The sequence below is a fragment of the Streptomyces sp. NPDC111744 genome (assembly GCF_055634995.1).
In genome coordinates this window covers 121,506-148,207 of sequence record NZ_JBVKCG010000016.1, presented here as the reverse complement: position 1 = coordinate 148,207, position 26,702 = coordinate 121,506, and the positions used below count along the sequence as shown (strand labels likewise).

General features: G+C 71.5%; 29 protein-coding genes and 2 pseudogenes. 13 read left to right on the top strand and 18 right to left on the bottom strand.

Annotation, left to right across the window (positions count from 1 at the left end; all coding sequences use genetic code 11):
• Window positions 1-13 precede the first annotated feature (13 nt).
• Entirely contained in the window at window positions 14-1,777 is a 1,764-nt protein-coding gene (locus tag ACZ7OO_RS30555; RefSeq protein ID WP_471509624.1) for a purine-cytosine permease family protein, read from the bottom strand.
• Window positions 1,778-1,977: 200 nt separating this feature from the next.
• Complete coding sequence (locus tag ACZ7OO_RS30550) at window positions 1,978-3,321, bottom strand: hypothetical protein (RefSeq protein WP_471509622.1); 1,344 nt, start codon at window positions 3,319-3,321, stop codon at window positions 1,978-1,980.
• 113 nt (window positions 3,322-3,434) lie between these two features.
• Between ACZ7OO_RS30550 and ACZ7OO_RS30545 the strand changes: the two genes are divergently transcribed.
• A complete protein-coding gene (locus ACZ7OO_RS30545; RefSeq protein WP_471509621.1) occupies window positions 3,435-4,673 on the top strand; it encodes a molybdopterin-dependent oxidoreductase in 1,239 nt (412 codons plus the stop codon).
• Window positions 4,673-5,164 carry a hypothetical protein gene (locus ACZ7OO_RS30540; RefSeq protein WP_471509619.1) on the top strand — a complete coding sequence of 164 codons (492 nt, stop codon included), beginning with the start codon at window positions 4,673-4,675 and terminating at the stop codon, window positions 5,162-5,164. The genes ACZ7OO_RS30545 and ACZ7OO_RS30540 overlap by 1 nt, the downstream gene beginning before the upstream one ends.
• Here the strand turns inward: ACZ7OO_RS30540 and ACZ7OO_RS30535 are convergent.
• The 3 genes from ACZ7OO_RS30535 to ACZ7OO_RS30525 all read right to left on the bottom strand — a co-directional run bounded on the left by ACZ7OO_RS30535 (window position 5,053) and on the right by ACZ7OO_RS30525 (window position 7,219).
• The gene (locus tag ACZ7OO_RS30535; RefSeq protein ID WP_471509617.1) at window positions 5,053-5,763 is read right to left on the bottom strand and encodes a class I SAM-dependent methyltransferase; all 711 of its coding nucleotides are present in this window, start codon (window positions 5,761-5,763) and stop codon (window positions 5,053-5,055) included. The genes ACZ7OO_RS30540 and ACZ7OO_RS30535 overlap by 112 nt on opposite strands.
• Complete coding sequence (locus ACZ7OO_RS30530; protein WP_471509615.1) at window positions 5,760-6,386, bottom strand: TIGR04282 family arsenosugar biosynthesis glycosyltransferase; 627 nt, start codon at window positions 6,384-6,386, stop codon at window positions 5,760-5,762. The genes ACZ7OO_RS30535 and ACZ7OO_RS30530 overlap by 4 nt, the downstream gene beginning before the upstream one ends.
• A 134-nt stretch (window positions 6,387-6,520) precedes the next feature.
• The gene (locus ACZ7OO_RS30525; RefSeq protein WP_471509770.1) at window positions 6,521-7,219 is read right to left on the bottom strand and encodes a glycosyltransferase family 2 protein; all 699 of its coding nucleotides are present in this window, start codon (window positions 7,217-7,219) and stop codon (window positions 6,521-6,523) included.
• Between the two features lie 130 nt (window positions 7,220-7,349).
• Between ACZ7OO_RS30525 and ACZ7OO_RS30520 the strand changes: the two genes are divergently transcribed.
• Both ACZ7OO_RS30520 and ACZ7OO_RS30515 read left to right on the top strand, forming a co-directional pair.
• Window positions 7,350-8,090 (top strand): response regulator transcription factor, encoded by a 741-nt coding sequence (locus ACZ7OO_RS30520; protein ID WP_471509613.1) that lies wholly within the window; start codon window positions 7,350-7,352, stop codon window positions 8,088-8,090.
• Between the two features lies 1 nt (window position 8,091).
• Window positions 8,092-9,201 carry a sensor histidine kinase gene (locus ACZ7OO_RS30515; protein WP_471509611.1) on the top strand — a complete coding sequence of 370 codons (1,110 nt, stop codon included), beginning with the start codon at window positions 8,092-8,094 and terminating at the stop codon, window positions 9,199-9,201.
• A gap of 1 nt (window position 9,202) precedes the next feature.
• Here ACZ7OO_RS30515 and ACZ7OO_RS30510 read toward each other — a convergent pair whose 3' ends face one another.
• Both ACZ7OO_RS30510 and ACZ7OO_RS30505 read right to left on the bottom strand, forming a co-directional pair.
• A complete protein-coding gene (locus tag ACZ7OO_RS30510; protein WP_471509609.1) occupies window positions 9,203-10,192 on the bottom strand; it encodes an NAD-dependent epimerase/dehydratase family protein in 990 nt (329 codons plus the stop codon).
• Between the two features lie 122 nt (window positions 10,193-10,314).
• Entirely contained in the window at window positions 10,315-11,247 is a 933-nt protein-coding gene (locus ACZ7OO_RS30505) for an ANTAR domain-containing protein (RefSeq protein ID WP_471509607.1), read from the bottom strand.
• 121 nt (window positions 11,248-11,368) lie between these two features.
• Here ACZ7OO_RS30505 and ACZ7OO_RS30500 point away from each other — a divergent pair, with 121 nt between their 5' ends.
• Window positions 11,369-11,716, top strand: a complete 348-nt coding sequence (locus ACZ7OO_RS30500) for a helix-turn-helix transcriptional regulator (protein ID WP_471509768.1) — start codon at window positions 11,369-11,371, stop codon at window positions 11,714-11,716.
• Window positions 11,717-11,833: 117 nt separating this feature from the next.
• On the opposite strand, the pseudogene ACZ7OO_RS30495 reads toward ACZ7OO_RS30500, so the two are convergent.
• From ACZ7OO_RS30495 to ACZ7OO_RS30480, 4 genes and pseudogenes are all read right to left on the bottom strand, one after another.
• Window positions 11,834-12,163 (bottom strand): annotated as a pseudogene (locus tag ACZ7OO_RS30495) (maleylpyruvate isomerase N-terminal domain-containing protein); the annotation flags it as partial.
• Between the two features lie 69 nt (window positions 12,164-12,232).
• Window positions 12,233-12,412 (bottom strand): hypothetical protein, encoded by a 180-nt coding sequence (locus tag ACZ7OO_RS30490; RefSeq protein ID WP_471509605.1) that lies wholly within the window; start codon window positions 12,410-12,412, stop codon window positions 12,233-12,235.
• A 68-nt stretch (window positions 12,413-12,480) separates the two neighbouring features.
• A complete protein-coding gene (locus ACZ7OO_RS30485) occupies window positions 12,481-12,912 on the bottom strand; it encodes a response regulator (protein WP_471509603.1) in 432 nt (143 codons plus the stop codon).
• Between the two features lie 3 nt (window positions 12,913-12,915).
• Window positions 12,916-13,236: a hypothetical protein gene (locus ACZ7OO_RS30480; protein ID WP_471509602.1), complete on the bottom strand. Its 321-nt coding sequence runs from the start codon at window positions 13,234-13,236 to the stop codon at window positions 12,916-12,918.
• A gap of 171 nt (window positions 13,237-13,407) precedes the next feature.
• Here ACZ7OO_RS30480 and ACZ7OO_RS30475 point away from each other — a divergent pair, with 171 nt between their 5' ends.
• On the top strand, window positions 13,408-14,991 hold the full coding sequence (locus ACZ7OO_RS30475; RefSeq protein WP_471509600.1) for a sensor histidine kinase: 1,584 nt from the start codon (window positions 13,408-13,410) through the stop codon (window positions 14,989-14,991).
• Window positions 14,988-16,178 (top strand): PP2C family protein-serine/threonine phosphatase, encoded by a 1,191-nt coding sequence (locus tag ACZ7OO_RS30470; RefSeq protein ID WP_471509598.1) that lies wholly within the window; start codon window positions 14,988-14,990, stop codon window positions 16,176-16,178. Before ACZ7OO_RS30475 ends, ACZ7OO_RS30470 begins: the two co-directional genes overlap by 4 nt.
• Before the next feature lie 8 nt (window positions 16,179-16,186).
• Here ACZ7OO_RS30470 and ACZ7OO_RS30465 read toward each other — a convergent pair whose 3' ends face one another.
• Window positions 16,187-17,038, bottom strand: coding sequence for a YihY/virulence factor BrkB family protein (locus tag ACZ7OO_RS30465; RefSeq protein WP_471509597.1), 852 nt, complete (start codon window positions 17,036-17,038; stop codon window positions 16,187-16,189).
• A gap of 49 nt (window positions 17,039-17,087) precedes the next feature.
• The gene (locus ACZ7OO_RS30460) at window positions 17,088-17,924 is read right to left on the bottom strand and encodes an ANTAR domain-containing protein (protein WP_471509595.1); all 837 of its coding nucleotides are present in this window, start codon (window positions 17,922-17,924) and stop codon (window positions 17,088-17,090) included.
• Window positions 17,925-18,460: 536 nt separating this feature from the next.
• Here ACZ7OO_RS30460 and ACZ7OO_RS30455 point away from each other — a divergent pair.
• Entirely contained in the window at window positions 18,461-19,243 is a 783-nt protein-coding gene (locus ACZ7OO_RS30455; RefSeq protein ID WP_471509593.1) for a DUF899 family protein, read from the top strand.
• Between the two features lie 46 nt (window positions 19,244-19,289).
• On the opposite strand, the gene ACZ7OO_RS30450 is transcribed toward ACZ7OO_RS30455, so the two are convergent.
• Entirely contained in the window at window positions 19,290-19,643 is a 354-nt protein-coding gene (locus ACZ7OO_RS30450) for a VOC family protein (protein WP_352223221.1), read from the bottom strand.
• 297 nt (window positions 19,644-19,940) lie between these two features.
• Between ACZ7OO_RS30450 and ACZ7OO_RS30445 the strand changes: the two genes are divergently transcribed.
• Window positions 19,941-21,080, top strand: a complete 1,140-nt coding sequence (locus tag ACZ7OO_RS30445) for an SGNH/GDSL hydrolase family protein (RefSeq protein WP_471509591.1) — start codon at window positions 19,941-19,943, stop codon at window positions 21,078-21,080.
• Window positions 21,081-21,220: 140 nt separating this feature from the next.
• A complete protein-coding gene (locus tag ACZ7OO_RS30440) occupies window positions 21,221-21,370 on the top strand; it encodes a hypothetical protein (RefSeq protein ID WP_471509589.1) in 150 nt (49 codons plus the stop codon).
• Window positions 21,371-21,463: 93 nt separating this feature from the next.
• Here ACZ7OO_RS30440 and ACZ7OO_RS30435 read toward each other — a convergent pair whose 3' ends face one another.
• Window positions 21,464-21,670, bottom strand: coding sequence for a hypothetical protein (locus ACZ7OO_RS30435; RefSeq protein WP_471509587.1), 207 nt, complete (start codon window positions 21,668-21,670; stop codon window positions 21,464-21,466).
• On the opposite strand from ACZ7OO_RS30435, the pseudogene ACZ7OO_RS30430 reads away from it, so the two are divergent.
• A pseudogene (locus ACZ7OO_RS30430) lies at window positions 21,623-22,081 on the top strand (sigma-70 family RNA polymerase sigma factor); the annotation flags it as partial. The gene ACZ7OO_RS30435 and the pseudogene ACZ7OO_RS30430 sit on opposite strands and share 48 nt — an antisense overlap.
• Window positions 22,082-22,129: 48 nt before the next feature.
• Window positions 22,130-22,777, top strand: a complete 648-nt coding sequence (locus tag ACZ7OO_RS30425; RefSeq protein WP_471509585.1) for a superoxide dismutase — start codon at window positions 22,130-22,132, stop codon at window positions 22,775-22,777.
• A 236-nt stretch (window positions 22,778-23,013) separates the two neighbouring features.
• Here ACZ7OO_RS30425 and ACZ7OO_RS30420 read toward each other — a convergent pair whose 3' ends face one another.
• Window positions 23,014-23,850, bottom strand: coding sequence for an ATP-grasp domain-containing protein (locus ACZ7OO_RS30420; RefSeq protein ID WP_471509584.1), 837 nt, complete (start codon window positions 23,848-23,850; stop codon window positions 23,014-23,016).
• Between the two features lie 189 nt (window positions 23,851-24,039).
• A complete protein-coding gene (locus ACZ7OO_RS30415) occupies window positions 24,040-24,510 on the bottom strand; it encodes a winged helix-turn-helix transcriptional regulator (RefSeq protein ID WP_471509583.1) in 471 nt (156 codons plus the stop codon).
• 93 nt (window positions 24,511-24,603) lie between these two features.
• Here ACZ7OO_RS30415 and ACZ7OO_RS30410 point away from each other — a divergent pair, with 93 nt between their 5' ends.
• Window positions 24,604-25,101 carry a PaaI family thioesterase gene (locus ACZ7OO_RS30410; protein ID WP_471509582.1) on the top strand — a complete coding sequence of 166 codons (498 nt, stop codon included), beginning with the start codon at window positions 24,604-24,606 and terminating at the stop codon, window positions 25,099-25,101.
• Window positions 25,102-25,183: 82 nt separating this feature from the next.
• Here ACZ7OO_RS30410 and ACZ7OO_RS30405 read toward each other — a convergent pair whose 3' ends face one another.
• The gene (locus ACZ7OO_RS30405) at window positions 25,184-26,683 is read right to left on the bottom strand and encodes an MFS transporter (protein ID WP_471509580.1); all 1,500 of its coding nucleotides are present in this window, start codon (window positions 26,681-26,683) and stop codon (window positions 25,184-25,186) included.
• Between the last annotated feature and the right edge of the window lie 19 nt (window positions 26,684-26,702).

The following is a 26,702-nucleotide window of genomic DNA, read 5'->3' as shown; positions in this document are numbered from 1 at the left end:
GCGGTGGGGCCGGTCAGTCCGCGGCGCGTACCGCCGGCATGGTGAGCGCGACCGGCCCGCTCTTGCAGGAGTCGTGGCAGTCCTTCTCCAGGCTGCAGCACAGCGAGCAGACCGCCCCCGCGTGGAATGGGCAGTTGGCCACGTCCGGCCGCTCGAACTCGGTCGTGCACACCGTGCAGGTCAGCACGGCCGCCGAGGGCAGCCCGTCCGCGCCGAGGAGCGGTTCCGCCAGGTCGTCGACGCGGGCGATGTAGTACTTCCCCTTGGTCAGCACCGCGAACAGCGGCGAGAGCACCATCGCCAGGAACAGCGCGATGAACGGCGAGTATGCCTTGCCGTAGTCCCCGAAGGCGTTGAAGTAGGCGGCGATCGAGACCGCCGACGCGATCAGCATCGAACCGAAGCCCACCGGGTTGAAGTTGTGCAGATGGGCACGCTTGAACTCGATGTACGACGGGCTCAGCTTGAGCGGCTTGTTGACCACCAGGTCGGCGACGACCGCGCCGATCCAGGCGATCGCCACGTTGGAGTAGAAGCCGAGGACGGTGTTGAGGAAGCCGAAGACACCGCCCTCCATCAGGGCCAGCGCGATGCCGACGTTGAGGAAGATGTAGACGACACGGCCGGGGTGACGATGGGTCAGCCGGGAGAAGAAGTTCGACCAGGACAGCGAACCGGAGTACGCGTTCGTCGAGTTGATCTTTATCTGGGAGAGGATCACGAAGAACGTGGCCAGGCCCAGGGCGACGGGCGCGGCGAAGGTCCTGAAGCCGTGCACGTACTGCTGGATCGGCTCGTTGGCCTTGGCCAGGCCCACGCTGCCGGCGATGTAGAAGGCGAGGAAGGCGCCGCCGATCTGCTTGGCCGCGCCGAGCACCACCCAGCCCGGACCGGCGGAGAGCACCGCACCCCACCACTTCCTGCCGTTCTCCGGAGTCTTGTCCGGCATGAACCGCAGATAGTCCACCTGCTCACCGATCTGGGCGATCAGCGACAGCGCCACACCGGCGCCCGCGCCCACCCCGAGCATGCTGATGCCGGACCCGGTGGGGGAGTTGCCCGCGAAGTGCGTGAACTCCGAGAACGTACCCGGCTCCTGGATGGCGATGGACACGAACGGCGCGACCATCAGCACCAGCCAGACGGGCTGCGTCCACACCTGCATCTTCGACAGCGCGGTCATGCCGTAGACGACGAGCGGCAGGATGATGACCGAGCAGATCAGATAGCCGACCGCGAGCGGGATGTGCAGGCCCAGCTCCAGGGCCTGCGCCATGATGGAGCCTTCGAGGGCGAAGAAGATGAAGGTGAAGCTGGCGTAGATGACCGAGGTGAGCGTCGAGCCGAGATAGCCGAAGCCGGCGCCCCGGGTCAACAGGTCCATGTCGATGGAGTACTTGGCCGAGTAGTACGAGATCGGGATGCCGGTGAGGAAGATGACCACCGCCGCGGTCAGGATCGCCACCATCGCGCTGGAGAAGCCGTTGGAGATGGCGATCGAGCCGCCGATGGCGAAATCCGCGAGATAGGCGATACCGCCGAGCGCCGTGGTGGCCACCACATAGGGAGTCCAGCGGCGAAAGGACTTCGGCGCGTAGCGCAGCGAGTAGTCCTCCAGCGTGTCGTTCTTCGCCCAGTCGTTGTACGTCCGTTTCCCGTCCGTCCCGTCCGTCCCGTCCGTCCCGTCCGTCCCGTCCGTCCCGTCCGTCCCGTCCGTCCCGTCCGTCCCGCCGTCCAGCACGGCCGGCGGCCCCTCTTTGCCGACGATCTCCGTCACGACTCTGCCCTCTCTCGTCCCCGGTCGTTTGCACCGAAGAGTCGCGGCGCGCCGTTTCCCGAACGTTTCACCTCCTTTAAAAAGACAGAGCTTGGTACTTCCCGTGGGAAGAGCTGGGGGTGGAGGGGCGATCCGGGGCGGCAGCGCCTGCCGTACCGCCGAGGTGTGCGCCGTCAGTGGTCGGCCGGAGGCCGGGGGAGTCACCAGCCGGTGAACAGCAGATGGTTCAGCAGCAGCGCGAGCAGCGCCTGTGCGGTGAGCCAGGCCCGCGGCCGGGGCAGGAACGCACAGGCCGGGAGCAGCCACATCGCGAAGGGCAGCCAGATGCGCTCCGTCTCCGCCTTGCTCATCCCGGACACGTCGGCGACCAGCAGCGCGAGCACCGCGACCGTCACCAGGAAGGCGAGGCGGGTCGGTGCGGAGCCCGCCGTACCGCGGTGGATCAGCGTGGAACCCGCCCGCCGCAGCCCCGCCGCCGTAGCCGGCCCGGTGATGATCACCGTGCAGGCCAGGTTGGCCCACACCCAGTAGCCGTACGGGCGGGTGCCGCCGATGCCCTGGTAGTAACGGGTGACCAGCAGCCGGTACCCCTCCCACCAGTCGAACCCGGCGAGCGTGAACGCGACCGGGACCACCGCCGTCCCCGCCACCAGCAGGGCGAGGATGACCGGCCGGGCCCGGACCCGGCGCCGGCCGGGCACCAGTACCGCCGCCCCGATCAGCGCGAAGAGCGTCAGGCCGTACGACAGATAGCAGGTCAGGCCGTACAGCAGTCCCGCACCCGCGGCCCACCCCACGGACCGTCCGGTCACCGCGAGCGCCAGCAGCGCCACCGCCCAGGCGGCGACCGCCGCGAAGTACCCGTCGGCCGAGGCGCCCACCCACACCGCGGCCGGCGCCAGCACCAGGAAGGGCGCGGCCCGCCGGGCGAGCCGCTCGTCGGCCAGCGCCCGCACCGCGACCAGCACGGCGACACAGGCCGTCGACCCGACGGTGATGCACCAGGCGCCCGCCCAGCCGCCGCCGTGCAGCCCGATCCGGTCAAGGAGGACGAAGGTGAGGGTGGCCGCCGGCGGGTGCCCGGCGATATGGGTAGGCCAGGGCGCGGGGGTGCCGCTGACGATGTGGTGGGTGAAGTCGCGCAGGGTCGCCGGGATGTCGTGGAAGCGGCCGATGCCTGTGAGGTACTCGTTCGAGTTGGTGAGCCGGCCCGCCACGCCCCGCTGCCAGTTGTCGACCAGCGCCAGCGACCAGGTCCAGGCCAGAGCGGCGCCCCAGGCCGCAGCGAGCAGCCATCGCCACGGCAGCCGCAGCGCCAGGTTCGGCCCGTACGCCACCACGGCGACCGCGACCAGCACGGCGGCCGGGGTGCCCGGGCCCACATGCGGGTCCCAGTCGGCGAACAGCGGCGGCCAGTGCACGAACAGGGTGCGGTAGGCGTCCTGGATGTGCCGACCGACCAGGACGGCGACGAGCACCAGCAGGGCGGCGGCGAGGACGGCGTACAGATCGGCGTGCCGATCACGGTGGGGAGCGCGGGTCACACCGGAACGCTAGGTGGACGACCGTCCGAAAGAGCGGATCAGGCCGCTGACGTCAGACTTTCGTCATGGGTTGCGCACCCTTTCACGGGGTTCTCCCGGCCTACCGTCGGACCATGCGACACGACGACCCGCGGCTTCCCTCCTCACCCGGCTTCTGGCGCAGCCCGCTGCGCGGCACCTGGTTCACCTCGGTGCTGGGCCTCGTGCTGCTCGTCGGCATCACCGTGCTGTTCGTGACCGGACTGGTGTCGTACGCCGCGTACAACCCGAACCTGGCCCCGGTGAACGACCAGACGCCGGACAAGGGCGTCCTCGGCTTCTACCTGTTCTCGTGGCCGACGAACCCGTCCTGGCTCTACCGGCTCACCCAGGGCCTGCACGTCACCCTCGGCGTCACCCTGACCCCGGTGCTGCTCGCCAAGCTGTGGTCGGTGGTGCCGAAGCTGTTCACGCTGCCCCCGGCCCGCTCGCTCGCCCACGCCCTGGAGCGGATCTCGCTGCTGTTGCTGGTCGGCGGCGGTCTCTTCGAGTTCACGACCGGTGTCCTCAACGTCCAGCTCGACTACGTCTTCCCCGGTTCCTTCTACCCCCTGCACTTCTACGGCGCCTGGGTGTTCTTCGCCGCGTTCATGGCGCACGCGGCGCTCAAGGTGCCGGCGGCGCTCCGGGCGGTCCGGCAACGGCGGCGGGACGAAGGCGAGTTGGCGTCCGCCCGGCCGGACGCGCCGACGGTGTCCCGGCGCGGGGCGCTGTGGTTCGTCGGGGGCGCGTCCCTGCTGCTGCTCGTCACCACGGCCGGGCAGAGCATCGGGGGCGCGCTGCGGCGCACCGCCCTGCTCGCACCGCACGGCGGAGCCGACCCCGGCAGCGGGCCGAACGGCTTCCAGATCAACAAGACGGCCGCGTACGCCGGGATCGACGCCAGAGAGACCGGCGGCGAGGCCTGGCGGCTGGTCGTCACCAGACGCGACGGCCGGACGGTCCGCCTCAGCCGCACCGAGCTGCTCCAACTGCGCCTGCACAGCGCCGCGTTGCCCATCGCCTGCGTCGAGGGCTGGTCGACCGCCGACCAGTGGTGGCGCGGGGTGCGGCTGCGCGACCTCGCGGCGCTCGTCGGCTACGACGGCGACCCACCGGACGTGCTCGTCGAGTCGATCCAGCTCCACGGCGCCTTCCGCCGTGCGGCCCTGCGCGCCAACCAGGTCGCCGACCCGCGGTCCCTGCTCGCCCTCCAGGTGAACGGCGAGGACCTGTCCCCCGACCACGGCTACCCGGCGCGCGTGATCGTGCCCGCCGCACCCGGTGTGCTCAACACCAAGTGGGTGGCCCGGATGACCTTCGGAGACCTGTGATGCGCTCGCCCCTGCCCGTCGGCGTCCTGCTGAGGCGGCTGCGCCTCCAGCTCGGCAGCCCCCTGCAGATCCTGCTGCTGGCCTGCTCGTTCGCGCTCGCCGCCTATGCCGGCGTACGACTGCTGTCCGGTGACTGGCTCGGCGTGGCGCTGTGGGTGGTGGGGGCGGCCCTGCTGCACGACCTCGTACTGCTGCCGCTGTACTCGCTGGCCGACCGGGCGGCGGTACGCGGGCTGGGCGCCGCCGGGCGCCGGGGGTGGTCGATGTACGTCCGGGTCCCGGCCGCGCTCTCCGCGCTGCTCCTGCTGGTGTGGTTCCCGCTGATCAGCGGGATGGTGGCCGGGCATTACCAGTCGGCCACCGGCCTGTCCACGGACGGTTACCTCGCCCGCTGGCTGCTGATCACCGCCGTGCTCTTCGGCGGCTCGGCACTGCTGCTGGCGCGCCGGCTGCGCAGCGCGACGAAGCGGCGGCCACCGGCCGCCCACTGACCGGCCCGCTCCCATCCCCACGCGTACCGCAGCAGGGCCGCGGTGCCGAGCCGTGCCCAGAGGAAGGGGGCACCGACCGCCTCATGGGCGTCGGTGAGGTGGACATGGGCGCGTTCGTCGACGTCCACCGGAGCGGTCTCGGCGATCAACAGGCCGGCCGGGGCGAGGAGTTGGCCGACCCGGTCCAGCAGGTCGCGCGGGTCGCCGCCGATACCGACGTTGCCGTCCATGAGCAGGACGGTGCCCCAGCGGCCCTCGCCGGGCAGCGGCTCGAAGACCGAGCGGCGCAGCGCCTGGCCGCCGAGGTGCACGGTGTGGTCGACGGCGGCCGCACTGACGTCGATACCGAGGACGGTACGGCCCCGGGCGGCGAGTTCGGCGACGAGCCGTCCGGGGCCGCAGCCGACGTCGAGGACGGCACCCTCGCAGCGGTCCAGGACCTCCCGGTCGACCGGGTCGGCCCGCGCGCACCAGCGCTCGACGTCCAGGGGAAGCAGCCACCCGTCGGTGCGGCGCAGGAACAGCGGGCCGCGGCCGGCGCGCAGCGCGGCGGCGTAGGGGTCGGCGCCGGTCCAGGCGACAGGAGGCGAGGTGGTCATCGGTGGCCCGTCCCGCTGTGCGCCGTATACCGGGCCAGGCGGGCGGCGAACCGGCCGCGCGGTGCGAGGGCGGCGACGGCGGTCGCGTCCGCCGCGGTGTCCACGTCCCGCAGCCTCGGCAGGTCTGTGACCCGCAGCCCGGCGGCGACGAGCCGCTGCCGCTGGACCGCGCCCGTCTCCGGCGTGGACATCGGCACCCCGCGCAGCAGCGTGGGGTCCGGGTCGGCCAGCCCCAGCGCCCAGAACCCGCCGTCCTCGGCGGGACCGAAGTAGGCGTCGCAGTCCGCGAAGTCCACGGTGAGCAGGGCCGGGTTGACCTGCGGAGTGTCCATGCCGATGAGGAGAGTGGGACCGGTGCAGCCGGCGAACGCGTGCGCGAGCCGCTCGTCCAGCCCGCCGGCACACTGCGGTACGACGTCGAAGCCGGCCGGCAGCCACGGGCCGGGGCTGCCGTCGAGGGCGAGGACGCGGCGCGTGGCGGGGGTGTCGGCGACCGTCCGCAGGGTGTCGGCGAGGGACGCCTCGGCGAGGGCGGCGGCCTGCTCGGGGGAGAACGGCGGGGTGAGCCGCGTCTTGACCCGACCGGGCCTGGGCTCCTTGGCGATGACGAGGAGGGTGGTCATGTGGGGGTTCCTTGAGTGGAGACGCGGGGTGGGGAGGGCCTACGACTGCCCGCAGCCAGGCAGCTCGCGAGAGTGCGGCGCCCCTCTGGGGGCGCGGGGCTGTATCGATGTGCGGCTCCGCCGCGTGGGCGCGCTCAACCCCCGCCGGCCCGCACCCGGGGCGGCTCCTTCAGTACCCGGCTCATGTCCCGCACCGCCTGCCAGGTGCCGCGCCAGGTGCCGGTGACCTTCGAGACACCGGTGCGCGGCCGGTACGGCACCTCGTGCTCCACGACCCGCCAGCCCGCGTCGGCCGCCCGCACCACCATCTGGAGCGGATAGCCGCTGCGCCGGTCGTCGAGCGACAGCGCGAGCAGCGGTTCACGGCGCGCCGCCCGCAGCGGGCCGAGGTCGTGCAGCCGCAGCCCGGTACGGCGCCGTAGCATCCGTGCCAGCGCCAGGTTCCCGGCACGGGCATGCGCCGGCCAGGCCCCGCGGCCCTGCGGCCGCCGTCGGCCCAGCACCAAGTCCGCCTCCCCGGCGAGGACTTCTCGCACGAACGGCACGAGGAGCCCCGGATCCAGGGAGGCGTCGCAGTCGCAGAAGCAGACGATGTCGGCGGTCGCGGCGGTCAGCCCCGCATGGCACGCCGCGCCGAAGCCGCGCCGCGGCTCGTGGACGACGGTCGCGCCGAGCGCCCGGGCGATGTCCGCCGAGCCGTCCGTGGAGCCGTTGTCCACCACGAGGGGCCGCCAGCCCGCAGGGATCCGGCCCAGCACCCAGGGCAGCGCCTCGGCCTCGTTCAGGCAGGGGAGGACGACGTCCACGTCCGTCGTCGGGGAGGATGGTGAGATGGTCACGGTTGTCACCCTACGAACGTGAACCGGACATAACGGGCGTCGGTTCCTTACGAAACACGGACGTCGCGCCCCGTGCCCACCCTCGGGCGCGACACCCGCGACGGCCCGGTGCGAGGGTAAAGGCATGCAGCAGCCGTACGAGCTCACCGAGGACCGGGCCACCACCGGTGCCGCCCGGGTCCTGGTCGTCGACGACGACCCGACCGTCGCCGAGGTCGTCACCGGGTATCTCGACCGCGCCGGGTACCTGGTCGACCACGCCGACGACGGCCCCACCGCGCTGACCCGCGCCGCCGACCACTGGCCGGACCTGGTGGTGCTCGACCTGATGCTGCCCGGCATGGACGGCCTGCAGGTCTGCCGGAGGCTGCGCGGCCGCGCCCCCGTCCCGGTCATCATGCTCACCGCGCGTGGCGACGAGGACGACCGGATCATGGGCCTGGAGGTCGGCGCCGACGACTACGTCACCAAGCCCTTCAGCCCTCGTGAACTGGTCCTGCGGGTGGAGTCGGTGCTGCGCCGCGCCCGTCCCGCGCCCGCCGCGCACTCCTTCTCCACCGCCGGACTCACCCTCGACCCAGGCGCCCGTCGCGCCACCAGGAACGGCACCGAACTCGCCCTCACCCTGCGCGAGTTCGACCTCCTCGCCTTCTTCCTGCGGCACCCCGGGCGGGCGTTCAGCAGGGAGGACCTGATGCGCGAGGTGTGGGGCTGGGACTTCGGTGACCTGTCCACCGTCACCGTCCATGTCCGCCGGCTGCGCGCCAAGGTCGAGGACGACCCGGCCCGGCCGCGCCTGATCCAGACGGTGTGGGGCGTCGGCTACCGCTTCGACCCCGAGGCCGACGAGCAGGAGACGGACTGACATGCGTGACACCCTGCTGATCGCTCTGTACGCCCTGGCGGGCGCCGCCCTCACCGGGCTCGCCGGAGCGGCCGCGCTGCGCCTGCTCCGGCGCCGCTCGCTCACCCTGTCCATCGCCGTGGTCGCCGCCGTCGGCGTGGTCGCGATGCTCGCCGGCACCCTGGCCGTCGCCTGGGCGATGCTCCTCTCCTCGCACGACCTGTCGGTGGTGACCACGGTGGTCGCGATGGCGGCGGTGGTGTCCCTTGCCAGCGCGCTGATACTGGGCCGCTGGGTCGGCGCCCGCAGCCGCGAACTCGCACTCGCCGCACGCTCGTTCGGTGAGGAGGGCGACTTCGCCGTACCCGCGGCTCCGGCCACCGCCGAACTGGCCGCGGTGAGCCGCGAGTTGGCGGCCACCAGCGCGAGGCTCGCCGAGTCCCGGGAGCGGGAGCGCGCGTTGGAGACCTCGCGCCGGGAACTGGTCGCCTGGATCTCGCACGACCTGCGCACCCCGCTCGCCGGTCTGCGCGCCATGTCGGAGGCGCTGGAGGACGGCGTCGCCACCGACCCGGACCGCTATCTGAAGCAGATCCGCACCGAGGTCGAACGCCTCAACGACATGGTCGGCGACCTCTTCGAACTCTCCCGCATCCACGCCGGGACGCTCGCGCTGAGCCCGAGCCGGATGTCGCTGTACGACCTCGTCGGCGACGCGCTCGCGGGCGCCGACCCGCTGGCGCGTGAGCACGGCGTACGGCTGGTCGGCGACCGGGTGGAGCCGGTGCCGGTCGAGGTGGACGGCAAGGAGATGAGCCGTGTGCTGGGCAATCTGCTGGTGAACGCCATCCGCCGGACGCCGCCCGACGGCACGGTCGCGGTCGCCGCCGAGCGCGGTCCGGAGGGGGTCGTCCTGTCCGTCACGGACGGCTGCGGCGGTATCCCCGAGGAGGACCTGCCCCGCGTCTTCGACACCGGCTGGCGCGGCAGTCACGCGCGGACGCCCCCTGCCGGAGCGGGACTGGGCCTCGCCATCGTGCGCGGGATCGTGGAGGCCCACCAGGGGCGGGCCACCGTACACAACATCCCGGGCGGCTGCCGCTTCGAGGTCACGCTGCCGACGGCGCCGTAGCTCACCGCACCCGCGCGAACTCCCGCATCCCGTCGGCGAAGCCGACCTCGGCCTTCCAGCCCAGCTCGGCCCGCAGCCGCGAGGAGTCGGCCGTGATGTGCCGCACGTCCCCGAGCCGGAACTTCCCGGTGACCACCGGCGTCGGCCCGCCGTGGGCGTCGGCCAGCGCGCGGGCCATCTCGCCGACGGTGTGCGGCTCGCCGCTGCCGGTGTTGTACGCGGTCAGCGCACCCGGCTCCGGCCGCGCCTCCAGGGCCACCGCGTTGGCGGCGGCCACGTCCCGGACATGCACGAAGTCCCGGCGCTGCCGCCCGTCCTCGAACACCCGGGGCGCCTCACCCCGGGCGAGCGCCGACCGGAAGAAGGAGGCCACGCCGGCGTAGGGGGTGTCACGGGGCATCCGGGGGCCGTACACGTTGTGGTAGCGCAGGGACACCGCCGAACCGCCCGTCGACCGGGCCCAGGCGGCGGCCAGATGCTCCTGGGCCAGCTTGGTCGTGGCGTACACATTGCGTGGATCGACCGGCGCGTCCTCGGCGACCAGCCCCGGTGCCAACTCGGCGCCGCACACGGGACAGTTCGGCTCGAACCGCCCGGCCTCCAGATCGGCGACCGCGCGCGGCCCCGGTCGTACGACACCGTGGCGCGGACACTCGTACCGGCCCTCCCCGTACACGACCATCGACCCGGCCAGCACGAGGTGCCGTACCCCCGCCTCGGCCATCGCGGAGAGCAGCACGGCCGTACCGAGGTCATTGCGGGAGACGTACTCCGCCGCGTCCCCGAACCCCACCCCAAGACCGACCATCGCGGCCTGATGGCAGACCGCGTCCACGCCCGCGAGCGCCCGCCCGACCGCCGCCGGATTGCGCACGTCGGCGCCCGGATCGTCGCGCACGTCGAACACGACCGCCTCGTGCCCGCGCGCCGTCAGCGCCTCGACGACATGGGACCCGATGAACCCGGCACCGCCGGTGACCAGTACACGCATACCGCCACGCTAGGCCGGCACGGGCGCCGGACCACGCGAGCGCGCCCGCACGTCACGACTCCGTAAGAGGTTCCGCCGAAGCCGGCGACGCGGCCGGCCACCCGCCGTCCGGGACGGCGGCATCAGCCGCGGTATCGCGGGCACTCGGCCGCTGACACTGCCCCGGGAGGTGCCGTCATCGTGGCCGAAGCTGCGGAACCCTCGAAGGACGTGCGGCTCTCGCCGCACGGGCGTCTCGTCCTGTCGCGGATCGAGGCGGAGCTGCGAGCCGACCGCCGCTTCATGCGCCGGATGCGCGCTCGGCGCGGCCTGGTCCGGCTGCGGCCGGCCGTCGCCCTGCTGACGGCGGCCTCGCTGTTCCTGGCAGTCATGGGGATACGCACCTCGGCCCCCGTGGTGCTGTGTGGCGCACCCCGTACCGCCGTCACCACGTCCTGGGCCAGGCGGTGCAGCTTGGTGTTGGTGTGCTGAGAGGCCGAGACCAGCACCTCCCACGCCTCGTCGGCCTTCAGACCGAAGGACGCCATGAGGACTCCGCGGGCCATGTCGATGTCCGGCCGGGTCCGCAGCGCACGCCCGAGCTGGACGACCTCGGTCTGGAGCAGCCGGTCGCCGGTGTCCGCGCACGGACCGGTGTGATCGCCCGGATCGGGGTCCTCGCGCCGATCGGTGTGGTCGTGCGCCGACGAGAAGAGTTCGTATGTGTCCGTGAGGGTGAGCAGGCGTTCCACGGCGGTGCCGGCGGCGGTGACGATCACGGTCTTGCCCGCCGCGACGGCCTGACTCCGAAGGCCCAGCAGGACGTTGAGCGCGGCGCAGTCCGCGAACACCAGTCCGCCGAGGTCCAGGTCCACGCCGTGGACCGACCTGGTGAGGGCGTTGCGCAGGGCACGCCGTAGGTGCTCGCTCTCGTCGAGAGAGCACTTCCCGCTCACGGTGACCGTCACCCGTCCGCCGTCCGGTCCCGTCCACACCCGCAGAGCGCCGGCGGACGATGACGGGCTGAGGACACAGCACGGGCTCGTCGACGGCCCTTCAATGGGCGTTTCCGGCATGGTCGCCTCCTCCCCAAGTCTTCCTCCAGGGTCGTGCGTTCCCCGTGACACGCCAAGGCATACGCGAATTTGCTTTCGTGTTTTTGGATGTGTGAACGTGTAGCCGTACGATTTGGGCGTGATGGGAGACGACGGAGTTCCTGAGCCGCACACGGGGTGGACGTTCGTGACCAATCACGCGCGGGTGTTGGCCAGCATCGCCGGCAACCACAACGCGCGGATCCGTGACATCGCCGCGCGCTGCCGGCTCACCGAACGCGCCGTCCAGAAGATCATCTCGGATCTGGAGCAGGACGGTTACCTCTCCCACACGCGCAACGGCCGCACCAACCACTACCGGATCGACCCGGGCAAGGTCCTGCGCCACCCGGCCGAGGCCGGCCTGACCGTGGCCGCGCTGCTGTCGATGCTGGTCCAGGACGAGGCCGAGCGCCACGACACGGCCGAACAGCGCCGGGTCGACTCCTGACGGGGGCCGGCCCGCCGGGCGGGAGGGTCTCTCAGCAGCCGTCGGGTCGGTCTCAGTAGCCGCTGAGGAGGGCGCGCACCCTAAGAACGGGACCTTCACCGACCGCCCGGTCCACCGCACCTCCGTGTCGGGGGACAGGTCCTGTGCGGCGGCCGCGGGGACCTCGGTGAGCTTCTCGCAACGGCTCAGGAACACCGCCCGGAGTTCGGCGTCGGACATCCGACGACAGGGGGCCTCCCGCTCGAAGCCCCTGGTCTCCACCGGCGACCGGTCGAGGAACGCCTGGAGCACCCGGGCCAGTTCCTCGGCGTTGCCCGTCCGGTGGGCCAGGACGTCCCGCACCGTCCACGCCTCGCACCACGTACCGTCGTCGGGCCGCCGCCCCTGCACCGCGCGGACGAACGGGGCCAGTTCCGGCAGGGTCTCGTCGACCCGGGAGGGAATCACGCGCCACGGGCAGCCGGGCGGGTCACCGGCCAAACGCCCCCCACAACCTGATCGCCACCATCGACGGCGTCAGATGACGAAGGTGGGCTGTTCGGCGACGCCCAGCAGGCTGCGGCCGTAGATCTCCCGGCCCAGGTCGGGGTTGACGCCGCCGTGGCGGGAGACGGTACCGAGGTCGCGCCAGATCCGCTGGACCGGGTGCGGGGAAGTCCTCGCCCAGTCTCCGGACTCCGGCGACCCGGTCAGCACGCGCCCTCGCCGTGCGTCGACCGTACCCGGAACAGGCGCGGCCGCACCTCGGTCACGATCGGATGCTCCTACTCCCTGGGGGGCTTGACGGCGATGTCGAGGTAGAAGGCGTCGATGCTGCGGACGGCCGTCTCGAACTCCTCCAGGTTGACGGGCTTGGTGACATAGGCGTTGGCGTGGTGCTGGTACGCGCCGTTGACGTCGGCGGGAGCCACGGACGTGGTCAGCACGACGACCGGGATGGTCCGCAGATCCGCGTCCTCCTTGACCACGGCGAGGAACTCGCGCCCGTTCATCCGGGGCATGTTGAGGTCGAGCACGATGAGGTCCGGGCGCTCGTTGGCCGGGTCGCGCAGAAAGTTCAGGGCCTCGATACCGTCGGATACCTGGGTGAGGTTGCGCGTACCGCGCTCGGCGAGGGCGTCCTGGATGAGCATCGCGTCGGCGACGTCGTCCTCGACCAGCAGCACGTCGTACGGGCGGATTGCGGCGGCAGCCATGATTCACGAACTCCGGTGTGTGGGGTGGCGGGTCGAGTGGTCTGTGCTGTTCGTGATCAGCCCGGGCCAGCGGCGCCGAGCTCCTTGGCGGCTCATACTGACGGCCCGGCCGATCTCGGGGTAGCCGGCGCCGCTCGCGGCGGCGGCGTGGGCGGCCTGGTCCTCCAGGTGTCTGACGGCCTCTTTGACGCCTGCGAGTACCCGCAACCGCAGCAGAGCATGCCGACGGGCCTCGCCCGCCGTGTCGACGGGCTCCGCCGGAGGGTGGGCGGTCTCCTGCGTGAGGAGCCGGGTCAGTTCGTCCACCACCTGGGTCACCAGCACGTCCGCATCCCCACTCGGCGGACGGGGAGGGGGAGGAAGAGCGGGCATGCCATCACCCTAGGGCGTTGATCCAGGAGGGGACAACATACGTTGTCGGGCCGCTAGTACAGTGTGCTTGCCGCGCGCCGAGGTGCGGCCCGGAACAGCTGGCCGAGGGAGCAGCCCACCGCGATGAGAAGGAAGCCGTCAGGCGCCGTGGGCGCGTTCGCGGGCTGGACGACCCGGCGCTGGCTGCGGGTGGGTGTGGCCGCCACCCTGGTCGTCCTCGCGGTGCTGGGGTCGCTGGGCGGCTGGGCCATGTGGCGGACCTCGCAGATCACGACCGCGCTGGTGGACCGGCGTTCGCCCGCCCTGATCGAGTCGATCCGGGTCGAGACGGCTCTGGTCAACCAGGAGACCGGCGTCCGCGGCTACGGCCTGTCCGGACAACGGGACTTCCTGCAGCCCTACGCGCAGGGTGTGGCCGGCGAGCAGGCGGCGCTCAAGCGGCTGCGGCCCCTGCTCGACGACGGCCGGGCCCGTGCGGACCTGGCCGAGGTGGAGAGACTCGCCGGGACCTGGCAGGAGCGCATCGCCCACCCCGTGGCGACGGCCTCCCCCGAGGAGGCCACGACCGTCGCCGCGGCACGGGCCGACGAGGGCAAGACCTCGTTCGACTCCCTGCGCCGCGCGATGGCACGTCAGCAGGCCCACCTGGACCAGGAGCGGACGACGGCCACCCGTCAGCTGCGGCAGGCGGTGACCCTGCGGAACTGGATGTTCGCCGTCATCGCCGTCGTCATCGTGCTGGTGGCCGGGCTCGTCTTCGAGGGGCTGCGACGCGGTGTCACCGGCCCCCTCAGCATGCTCGGCTCGGCCGCCCGTGAAGTGGCGCAGGGCCGTTTCGACCGTTCCCTCGACGGCACCGGCCCCGCGGACCTGCGACGGCTCGCCTCCGACGTGGAGTCGATGCGCCTGCGCCTGGTGGCGGAGCTGCGGTTCAGCGAGGAGGCCCGCGGGCTGCTGGACGAGCAGGCCGAGGACCTGAAGCGGTCCAACACGGAACTGGAGCAGTTCGCCTACGTCGCCTCGCACGACCTGCAGGAACCGCTGCGCAAGGTGTCCAGCTTCACCCAGCTCCTGCAACGGCGTTACGGGGGGCAGCTGGACGAGAAGGCCGACCAGTACATCGCCTTCGCCGTCGACGGCGCCAACCGTATGCAGAACCTCATCAACGACCTGCTGGCCTTCTCCCGGGTCGGCCGGGTCCACAACGAGCAACGGACCGTGGACCTGGAGGAGGTGCTGAGCACGACCGTGGACGACCTCAGCGTGAGCGTCGAGGAGACCGGCGCCGAGATCACCCACGACCCTCTGCCCACCGTGCTCGGGGACGCGACCCAGCTGGGCATGCTGCTGCGGAACCTGCTGTCCAACGCGATCAAGTTCCGGCACCCTGATCGGCCGCCGCGGATCCACATCGGCGCGACCGAGACCGACGGGACCTGGGAGTTCGTGGTCAGCGACAACGGGATCGGTATCGAGCCCGAGTTCCAGGAGAAGGTCTTCGTCATCTTCCAGCGGCTGCACACCAGGGAGGCATATCCGGGCACCGGCATCGGTCTGGCGATGTGCAAGAAGGTCGTGGAGTTCCACGGCGGCACGATCGGCATCGGCCCCGACCACCGGCCCGGCACCCGCGTCGTCTTCACCCTTCCCGCCCTTTCCGCCCTCACGGCCGCGACGGCCGTCCCGGACAGAGAGACACAGTCGTGACCGGTCCATCCGCAGGCCGTGGCGAGCAGCACGCCGAGCAGTACGACGTCCTGCTGGTGGAGGACGACGACGGAGACGCCCTGCTGGTCGAGGAACTGCTCCACGACACCGATCTGCCGTACACCCTGACGCGGTGTCACACCGCCGCCGAAGCACACCGCGCACTCGCGGCCCGGCCAGTCGACTGCGTCCTGCTCGACCTGCACCTGCCCGACGCCTCCGGGGTGGAGACGATCCGGACCATCCAGGCGGACACCCACGCCGCGATCATCGTCCTGACCGGCCTGGACGAACCCCGCGCCGGAGTGGACTCGCTGGCCGTCGGCGCCCAGGACTATCTCGTCAAGGGCAAGGTCGAACCCGACCTGATGCAGCGCGCCGTCCGCTACGCCGTCCAGCGAAAGCAGGCCGAACTCGCCAACGCCGCCCTCCAGATCGGGCGCCTGCGCGCCGCGGAGAACGCCCGCCTGGAACGCGGCCTGCTGCCCGAACCACTGCTGTCCACCACGGCTGTCACCGCCTCCAGCCGCTACTACCCCGGACGGGCCCAGGCCCTGCTGGGCGGTGACTTCCTCGATGTCGTGCAGACCGACGACGGGCAGGTCCACGCGATCATCGGAGACGTCAGCGGTCACGGCCCCGACGCCGCCGCGCTCGGGGTGTGCCTGCGCATCGCCTGGCGCGCTCTCATTCTCGGCGGCCACCGCGCCCAGCGCCTGCTGCACCTGCTGGAACAGATACACATCGCCGAACGCGCGGGCAGCGACCTGTTCACCACCTGCGCCCTGATCACCCTGGACCCGCAGGCCGCCACCCTCACCCTGCACCTGGCCGGCCACCACGAACCCCTGCTCGTCACCCCCGAGGGCACCCGGCAGGTCAGCGCCGCCCACGGAATCGCGCTGGGCATCGCACCCGGACTGGGCCACTGGCCCGCCACCACGCTGGCCCTGCCCACCGACGGAGCGCTCATCGCCTACACCGACGGGCTCATCGAGGGCTTCGCGGACGGTACGGGCGCCCGGCTCGGAGTGGACGGCCTGCTGCGCCTCATCGACACGCTGCACACGCCCGATCCCGGCACCCATCTGGACCGGCTCATCGCCCGCACCCGCGCCCTCAACGCGGACCGCCACACCGACGACCTGGCCGTCCTGCGCCTGGACTGGAACACGGACGCGTCCTGAGGTGCGGCTCACTCTCCCTGAGCGGTCTTCGCCAGTTCCGCGTTGAACTGGGCGCCGATCAGCAGAGCCAGGTTGGACAGCCACAGCCAGATCAGGAAGACCACGACGCCTCCCAGCGAACCGTAGAGGCGGTTGTAGCTGCCGACATGGGAGGTGTAGACGGTGCAGCCCAGCGAGACGGCCAACAGAAGGAACACCGCCAGCACACCGCCCGGTGCCATCTTTCTGACACGGCGGGAGGGCTCGGGGCCCGAGTGGTACAGGACGAGCACCATGACGACGGCGACCACGACCACGAGCGGCCACCGGAGCGTGTCCCAGACCGCCTGTGGCCCGCTGCCGAGTTCCAGCGCCCGGCCCAGGAACGCGGCCAGGCTGCCGGTGAGGAACAACGCCAGAACGGACGTGAGAAGCAGCACGATCAGGACGAGGGCCGTGATGATGATGCGTGGCGCGGTCCGCCAGAGCGGCCGTTGCGCGCTGATCCGGTACATGGCGTGCAACGCCCGCCGGAAGACGCTCAGATAGCTGGATCCCGACCACAGCGCTCCCGCCCCGCCCAGGACGATCAGTGTCCACGCCGCCGACGACTGCCCGGCCATCTGCCGCAGGGTCCCGCGCAGCAGGGAACGGGACGCGGCCGGAGCCGCCTGCGCGATGCGGTCGATGACCTCCGGTCTGGCCGTGGGGATGGTCAGCCCCAGGACCGAGAGGATCACCAGCAGTACGGGGAAGAGGGCCAGGACCGCGTAATAGGTCAGCGCGGCGGCCCAGTCCGTGATGTCGTCGTTCCAGACTGCCACCGGCGTGCGGCGCAGCGCCGCCCACCATCGAGCCGCGCGACCGCCCGCATCATTCATGAGACGGATGCTCTCACCCCTCGCTGCCCGGGACGGGCAGGAGGCGGGATCAGCGTCGGCGGGTGGCCCGGACATGGAGATCGTTGAGGGCGTCGACCACCACGGTGCTGTGGTGCCAGAGCAGCCAGCGGCCCACCTGTCCGCCGAGCTGTTCCAGAGCCGACAGCTGGGCCGGCGCGAGCTCGTGCAGGGGGTGTTCGTGGTGGCTGGAGATCATGCCGACCACCTGCCCTTTCGGGCTGACCAGGGGGACGCTGTGGCAGGCGCGGCTGCCGGCCTGCAGGATCGTCTGCCGGGAGCGCTCGTCGAAGGTGTCGCAGGAGCTGACGTCCTTCACGGTGACCTGCCGGACCTCCTCGGCCGCCTGCGCGCACGAGGTGGACCCGTTGTCGACGAAGGTGAAGTAGTCGGTGAAGCGCCGGTTCAGCCCGGTGTGCCGCACCATGCGCAGCAGCCGGTTCTCCACCAGCTGCACATTTCCCATACCGGTCCCGGTGATGTCCAGGGTGCGCTGCAGCGCGGCGTCGAGGACCGCCCCGTGGCCCTCCGGACGCGTTCCGTTCCGGTGCAGGGCGGGCAGCGGGGGAGGGCCCGCGTGCGGGCGTCCCGCAAGCCATCGCGGAGCCGTCGCCTCGGGGACGGGAAGACGGACGACAGCCGCGGCCAGGATGTGCAGTTTGAGGTTGAACCGCTGGGAGGTGTCGCGCAGCAGCTCGAACGACTCCTCGCGCGACGAGAGCCGGTAGTACGTCAGCAACAGCTCTTCGGCACGGGCCACACCGGCACGCGCCAGCCGCCTGTTGCGTTCGTCCAGGGCCCGCTGCTCCTGGGTCTCCGCGGCCTTCTCGGCGGGCGGTGGTGCAGGGGTGTTCGGATGCTCGACCATAGGCAGACCTCCTCTTCCGGTACGGGAACGCGAGGCCGGCCGGCAGCCCGTGCCGGAACACCGTGCCAGGATGTCCGCAGCTCGAAGCGCGCCGATCGGCCTTCGCTGTACGCATGCCCCCCATGAGGCGACTCATCCGCGGACGGGCCGGTAGCGGAGCCACGTCCCCCCGGGTACCGACACCAGCAACCCGATCACGCCGGGCCAGGGCGCCTCGACGGCCGGCGCCTTCCACGGTGCCGACCTGTACTACCTCTTCGGCGGTCTCGACGGCACCGACCGCCCGTGGACCGCCCGGGACCACGAGATCGCCGACGCGGTCTCGTCGTACCGATTCCGGCGGCGGCCGGCGAAGCCAGGTACGCCTTCCTGAAGACGTACCTGGAGTCGCAGACGACGGAGTACTGAACCCGAGGAAACGGCGGGAGTCTCTGCGTGTCGCGGTGAGTTTCGGCAGGGCCGGGAGTCTGTTCCGGTGACCGTCGTAGGAATCGGTCGTACGACGCTGCCCGGTACCGGACACCACGGAGGACACCATGACCACCCCGCCGGACGAATCGACCACCTCGTTGCCCGGGCGCCCGCCCGTCGTCGACCTGGCCACCTGGCAGGCCGCCCGGGACGAGCTGCTGGTCCGCGAGAAGGCGCACACCCGCGAGGGCGACGCACTCGCCGCGGCCCGCCGCCGGCTGCCGATGGTGGAGTTCGACGGGACGGTCGAGGTCGTCGGACCCGACGGCCCGATCCCGTTCCTGGACCTCTTCGAGGGCCGCGACGAGCTCGTGGTCTACAAGCACATGTGGCACGACGGCGCACCGCACCAGGGGCAGTGCGAGGGCTGCACCACCACGGCCTGGCACCTGAAGGACGACGTCTACCTCAACGCCCGCGGCGTCTCATTCGCCGTCCTGACGACGGGCCGGTGGGACGAGGTGGCCCCCTACCTCGAGTTCATGGGCTACACCCAGCCCTGGTACTCGGTGCGCGACGTGGAGGGGCCGGCCGGCGGCCCCATGGGTTACCTCGCCAGCTACCTGCGTGACGGCGACCGCGTGTTCCTCACCTACTCCACGACGGGCCGTGGCAACGAGCGGGTCAACGGGTCCCTCGGCCTGCTCGACATGACGCCGTACGGCCGCGGCGAGGCCTGGGAGGACAAGCCCGAGGGCTGGCCCAAGGGGGACAACCCCTGCTGGTCCTGGCGCTCGGACGCGGACGGGAACGCCACCTGGGGCCCGACCAGCCGCCCCGTGCCGCAGTGGACCCGCCCCGGCGCGACACCCGCGGAGACCCTCGGCCGACACGGCCACCATCACTGACACCGACCCTGATCAGGGGCGCCCCTGCCGGCCCGCGGCGTTCACCTCAGGCGGGCTGCCACAGTTCGATCCGGTTGCCCTCGGGGTCGGTGACCCAGCCGAAGCGGCCGACACCGTCCATGTCCTGCGTCTCTTCGGCCACGTCCGCTCCCGTGGCGCGGAGTTGCGCCAGCATGGCGTCCAGGTCGCGGACGCGGAAGTTGAGCATGGTCTGCTGGGTGCGGGATCCGAAGTAGTCGGTCTCGGACTCGAAGGCCGCGAAGACCGTGGGCCCGGCCTGCTGACGCCACAGGCCGTGGTCGTCGGCATCCAGGCCCAGGCAGTCGCGGTACCACGCGGTCAGGGCCGCCGGGTCGGTGGCCCGCAGGAAGTATCCACCGATTCCAAGTACACGTTCCATGCCGTCATCCTGCCAGCACGGCGCTGCGCAGGGACGGGATCGGGCGCGGTCAGGCGCGCGCCGTCGTTCTCCACGGCCGGGGCGAGGGGGGCGGAGCGAGGCCGGCCGGAAGGCCGAGAGCCGGCGGTGCGGGTCGGCGAGCTCGGTGGTCTCCTTCTTCCGCTCCCTCGGCGGCCCATCGGATGAAAAAGGGCGTCATCATCGTGCCCGAGAGCCGGTCGGCGGCGGCATTCTGAGCACAGGCCGGTATCCGGGGAAGAAGCACCCTTCCACGCCATCCCCAAGGAGAGTCGCCCCGTGCGTTCCATCCTCGCTCTCGCGCTCGGCTGTGTCGTCGGAGCACTGGAGAAGACCCCCGGTCCTGCCGGGGTCGCCCTGCATCGCGCTCCCGGCCCCGGGCGCGCCCAACTGGCCGACACCACATACGAGTTCATCAGCACCGTGCCCTCCGGAGTGCGGCTGGAGATGCTCACGGACGCCACCGGGATCGAGCTGGACGCCCAGATCACCCAGGTCGTGATGACAGGATCCGAGCCGTCCGACGCGGTCTTCGACCTGGTCGTCGACGGCGAACTGCGGGCCCCCGTCACCAGCTCCGACCAGACCGTCATCCATGTCGACCCCGCCACCATGGCCCTGGACGAGCACCCGGCGCCACCGGCCACCGTCCGGTTCACCCTCGGGTCCGAGCCCCGGGAGCGCCGCGTCGAGATCTGGCTGTCCAACTCACGGGCGACCCAACTCGTCGACGTACGCGTACCGGCGGAGGCGTCGGTGCGGCCGGCTCCGGCGAGCGGCCCGGTGTGGGTGCACCACGGCAGCTCGATCAGCCAGTGCTCGGAGGCGGATCGCCCGACCGGCACCTGGCCGGCGATCGTCGCCCGGCGCGCGGGCCGCTCGCTCGTCAACCTCGGCCTCGGCGGCGAATGCCACCTCGACCCCTTCATGGCCCGGGCCATCCGCGATCTGCCCGCCGACGCGATCAGCCTCGAACTGGGCATCAACATCGTGAACGGCGACACCATGCGGGAACGCGCCTTCGTCCCGGCGTTCCACGGCTTCCTCGACACGATCCGAGACGGGCACCCGGACACACCGATCCTCATCGTCAGCCCCATCATCTGCCCGGCCGCCGAAACCCGGCCCGGCCCCACGCTGCCCGGTGCCGACGGCAGGGTCCGCACCCTCGACCGCCCCGCCGAACTCGTGCTGGGCTCAATGACCTTGAAGCGCGTCCGCGAGCTGCTGACCGAGCACGTCGAGCGCAGGCGGAAGGCCGGTGACCACCGTCTCCACCTCATCGACGGCACCGCGCTCTTCGGCCCCGAGGACATCGCCGACCTCCCCGACGGCCTGCACCCGAACGCGGCCGGCTACGCCCGCATGGCCGAACGCTTTCTGCCCCGCTCGTTCGGCCCGGCGGGGCTGTTGCGCTAGGTCCTGGTGGACCCGCAGATTTAACCGCACACCCCTTGTTGCGTCTTCTACGCGCGTAACCTCAGCCGGTCTCATGGATCCCACCGGTCGAAAGCACGTCATGTGCCCCAACTGGGGCGGACGTTGAAGGAGTCACCCTCGTGCGGATTCACAGACCCGGCACATCGCGTGTAGCCGGCGCCGCGTTCGTGGCCGCGGCGGCGACGGCGGCCGTCATCGTGGCACCGCTGCCCGCCGCGTTCGCCACCCCGGCGGCGAACGCGGTCATCTCGGAGGCGTACGGCCGGTAGGCAACTGCGGGGCGACGCTTTCCGGGGCCAGACGGTCTTCGTCATCGCCAACCACTTCATCTCCAAGGGCGGCGACGACCCGATCCACGGCCGTTACCAGGAGCCGACCCGCTCCTCGGAGACGCAGCGGGGGCTCCAGGCCAAAAAGAAGAACACCCTCGTCGAGTCGCTGCTCGCCGCCGACCCCAGGGCCCAGATCGTGAAGAAGGCCCACCAGCCGAAGCCGCCCAAGAAGTAACGGCATAGCCAGTCGAGGACGTCGCCCAGGACAGGTTCCTGCGCGCGCTCGGCAGCCTGCACCGCTTCGAGGCCCGCTCCTCGGCGCGCACTTGGTTGCTGTCCATCGCCCGCCGGGCGGTGGTCGACAGCTACCGGCACGCCGCCGCGCGGCCCCGGCTGTCCGACGTACCGGACTGGCAGCCGGCTGTCGAACTGGCCCAGCCCCGGGACCTGCCCGGCTTCGACGACGGCATCGCCCTGCTGGATCTGCTGGCCGCGCTGCCCGACGAGCGCCGGGAGGCGTTCGTCCTCACCCAGTTGCTCGGCCTCCCCTGCGCGGAGGCGGCCGAGGTCAGCGACTGCCCGATCGGCACGGTCCGCTCCCGCGTGGCCCGCGCCCGGGCCACGCTGATGCCTCGGCGGCACCTCGGCGTGCACCGCAATCCGTCCGCCCAGGTCGAACGCCTCGTCAACAGAAACGCTTACTGCTGATAGGCTGCACTTGCATATTGGTCGCAATAAGGTCGGAGGACGTTGGACATGCCGGTGTACACGCTCCCGGAGCTTCCGTACGACTACTCGGCGCTCGCCCCGGTCATCAGCCCCGAGATCATCGAGCTGCACCACGCCAAGCACCACGCGGCCTACGTCAAGGGCGCCAACGACACGCTGGAGCAGCTCGCGGAGGCACGCGACAAGGACAGCTGGGGCTCGGTCAATGGCCTGGAGAAGAACCTGGCCTTCCACCTGTCCGGCCACATCCTGCACAGCATCTACTGGCAGAACATGACCGGCCCGGAGGACGGCGGCGGCGAGCCGCTGGCCGCCGACGGCGTGGGTGACCTGGCGGACGCGATCACCGAGTCCTTCGGGTCTTTCGCCGGCTTCAAGGCCCAGCTCACCAAGGCCGCCGCGACCACTCAGGGTTCCGGCTGGGGCGTCCTGGCCTACGAGGCGCTCAGCGGACGGCTGGTCGTCGAGCAGATCTACGACCACCAGGGCAACGTCGGCCAGGGCTCCACCCCGATCCTGGTCTTCGACGCCTGGGAGCACGCCTTCTACCTCCAGTACAAGAACCAGAAGGTCGACTTCATCGACGCCATGTGGGCCGTCGTCAACTGGCAGGACGTGGCCAGGCGTCATGCCACCGCCAAGGAGCGCGGCGACAGCCTGCTGCTGGCTCCCTGAGCCACTGATACGTCCTGCCTCGTGATCGTCTTCTCACCCTTCACGTCGGCAGGCGGAGAGAAGAAGGGCTCCCGCGAGCCGGATGCCCGCGGGAGCCCTTCCGGCTTGCGGCCCGGGTGCTGTCCTCAACGGCCCAAAGGTTGCCCGGGCCTTGAAGGCGGCGCCAACCCGAGGGCCGTCCCGGCGCTCGACGACGCGCCCCGCGGCCCGGCTGCGGATGCTCCTTCAGGCGGGGCTCAGGCGCGGGAGTCGGCTTCCAGGAAGTGGTGGAGGGAGGCGGTCATGGAGCTGACGAAGGCGTCGCGGGTCCGGTCGGTCACGAGGTCGAGGGAGAGATAGGGGTTGAGGTCTTCCAGCTCGACCAGGAGAAGGCCGCCCTCCTGGGTTCGGCAGGCGTCCACGCGCTGGATGCCGTGGTCGAGCGTGTTCCAGTCGATGAAACGCCGGGCGAAGACAAGATCGGCTTCGGACGGCTCGTACGGTTCGAGGACCCAGCGGCGGCCTGGGTCGGGGGCGTGGAGCGCGTACTGGAAGGTGTCGTCGACGTAGTAGAAGGACACCTCGTAGCGGAAGTCGATGCGTGGCTGGACCAGGATGTCGCCGTAGGCGAGGCCGGCCAGCCGGTCCTGGGCCACGAAGGTCAGGCCTATGGAGTCCGCTCCCGCCCTGGGCTTGACCGCGTACTGGTCGCTCTTGGGCAGGCGGTCCAGATGGCGCGGCCGGTCGATGGTGGGGATGACCGGGTATCCGGCCGCGGTCAGGTCCAGCAGATACCCCTTGCCGGCCATGTCGGCCCGGCCGTTCAGCGGGTTGTAGACCCGGGTTCCGGATGCCGCGGCCCGGTCGCGGAAAGCGTCGTACTCCTGCCGGTAGTGGAGCACCGGACCGCTGTTGCGCACCACGACCGCGTCGAAGCGGTCCATCAGGGCCGCGGCGTCACGCGGATGGCACAGGGCGACGTCGAAGTCCCCGCGGAGCCGGGCGGTCAGGAATATGTCCTCGTCGCCGTACCGGCGCCCGCTCGCCGGGTAGGCGAGGTCGGTCACGTACAGCAGGCTCGGGCGGGCGGACATGGCGCTTCTCCTCGACTGGTGGTCGTCGTGCGGTCAGCCGATGGTGGCATGCCCCCAGCGGGGAGCCGTGCCTCCGTCGATTCGACCCGGACCCGGGTGGGGTGGTGGGGGACACCGGGTTGTCGTCCGGCCGCTCCGGAGCTGCCCAGGGCCCCGCCCGGACCTGTCTGCCGGTCGGGGGACGGCGGCTTACGAACGGAGCCGGGCACCCGGGCGCAGCCGGGCGGTGACCTCCCCGGGGGTGAGGGCCGAGTGGTCCGCGGAGCACTGGACGACGACGCGGACCTGGGCGTCGCAGTCGGTGTGGCGAACGTCCAGCGGGGGGTTCTCCCCGGGGTCGAGGGCGTAGGTCTCGCCCCACTGGGTCAGCGCCATGAGCACGGGCCACAGATCCCAGCCCTTGCGGGTCAGACAGTACTCGTTGCGGGCGCGGCTGCCGGGCTCCCGGTAGGGGGCGGTCTTCAGGATGCCGGCCGAGATCAGTTTGCGGAGGCGGTCGCTGAGGACCGCCTCGGACAGGCCGATGTGGCGGTGGAAGTCGTCGAAGCGGCGGACTCCGTTGACGGCGTCCCGCAGGATCAGCAGCGTCCATTTCTCGCCGACCACGTCGAGCGTGCGCTGGACGGGGCAGTTCTCCGTGCTCGCCTCAAGCCACTCCATCACACCATCGTAAGGGCCTGACTTCGTCATTGACAGTCAGGCGCGAGGGAAGCTAGCTTCATTTGGAAAAGTCAGAGGGAAGGGCTCGGTGCCGTGGGGCGGACACGTACGTATCAGTGGGACGATCCCGCGGTCCTGGCGGAGGCCGCCGGACGTATGGCCGGTATCGACTTCCTGCGCGAGTTGCAGGCGGGAGGGCTGCCGAGTCCGCCGATCAACCACACCGTCGACTTCGTCCTGGACGAGGTTGAGCCCGGGCGGGCGGTCTTCTCCCTGACGCCGGGGGAGGAGCACTACAACCCGATCGGCAGCGTGCACGGCGGCATCTTCGCCGTCCTGCTGGACTCGGCCGCGGGATGCGCCGTGCAGTCAACTCTCCCGCGGGGGATGGCGTACACCTCGCTCGACCTGACCGTGAAGTTCCTGCGCCGGATCACCGTGGAGACCGGTACGGTGCGCGCCATCGGCACCGTACTCAGCAAGGGGCGTCAAACCGCCCTCGCACAAGCGCAGTTGGTCGACGGGACGGACCGGCTGCTCGCCCACGCCACCAGCAGCTGCATGCTCTTCCCGGTGCCGCCGCCGCGCTGAGCCCGCCCGCCTGGGGCCGGGGGCCCAGCGCTCCCACGGAGTGACAGCAGGGCGCGCGGTACCGCTCCTTCGCCGACCCGTCTCAGTGGTCGTGCGCCCCCTCGGGCGCGTACACCGGCTTCTGCTCGGCTGCCCCCGTGTCCGCGTCGGCCCGGCGACTGCCCGGTGTCCACAGGACGGCGCCGGCGGCCAGGCCCAGGGCGGCGAGGAGCCACCAGACCCGGTGGAAGGAGCCGACGGCGTTGGCCGCTGTGGGGGTGCCGAGGACGGCGACGAAGAGGCTGATGCCGAGGACCGCGCCGAGCTGGCGGAGGCTCGCGTTGATCGCCGAGCCGAGTGCGAACCGCCCCGGCGGCAGTGCCTGGACGGCGGCTCCGGACTGGGCGGGCAGGGTGAGCCCGACACCGAGTCCGGTGAGCAGCGCCGCGGGCAGCCAGTGGGTGCTCCAGTGCGGGGTGGGGCCGACGACGATCGCGTTGAGGGCGAGGCCGGCGGTCCAGAACAGGGCGCCGCAGGTGAGCACACGCCGTGCGCCGTAGGTGTGGGAGAGGCGGCTGGCGGTGCGTGCCACGGCGGTGACCACCAGCGGGCTCGGCGCGGTGGCGAGGGCGGCGCGCAGCACCGAGTAGTGCCACACCGTCTGCAGGAAGATGATGTTGCTGAGCAGCATGCCGTAGAAGGCGGCCGCGAACAGCAGCGTCGCCGCGTTGACCAGCCGGAACTGCCGGACCCGGAAGAGCGCGAAGTCCATCACGGGCTGCGCGGTGGAGCGGTCGCGCAGGATGAAGGCCGGGAGCAGCAGCGCGGCGAGCACGAAGGCGCCGATCACCCGCGGGTCGGACCAGCCCCAGTTCGGGCCCTCGATGATGCCCAGGCTCAGCGCGGCGGGCGTCGCGGCGATCAGCAGGACGCCGAGCGGGTCGGGCAGGCCGTGGGCGTGCGGGTCGCGGGCCTCGCGCAGCAGGCGCAGCCCGAGGAAGGCGATCACCGCGCAGATCGGCACGTTGACCAGGAAGATCCAGCGCCAGGAGGCGTACTGGGTCAGCAGTGCGCCCAGGGTGGGGCCGAGCGCGGCCGCCGCCGCACCCATGGAGCCCCAGGTGCCTATCGCGACCGGCCGCCGGGCCGCCGGGAACTCCGGGAGGATCAGGGACAGCGACGTCGGAGTGACCAGGGCGGCGAACGCCGCTTGCAGGGCTCGCCCCGCGATGAGCATTCCGACGTTCGGCGCCAGCCCGCACAGGGCGCTTGTCGCCGCGAACCCGGTGATGCCGATCAGGAAGACCCGCTTGCGCCCGTAACGGTCGGCGAGCCGGCCGGCCGGTATGAGGACGGCGGCGAAGACCAGGCTGTAGGCGTTGAGCACCCACGCCAGATGGCCGGCCGTGGCATGGAAACTGCGGCCGATGGTCTCGAAGGCGACATTGACGATCGTGGTGTCGAGGAACACCACGAACACGCCGAGGCTGCTCAGCGCCAGCACCCGCAACGCGTGCCGTCGCGCGGCGGCGTCCTGGACCGGCACCTCAACCGTCGGTGACCCGGCAGGCGCGGCGGTGGAGGCCCCCTCGGGTACGGCCATACTGTCCTCGCAACTGAGT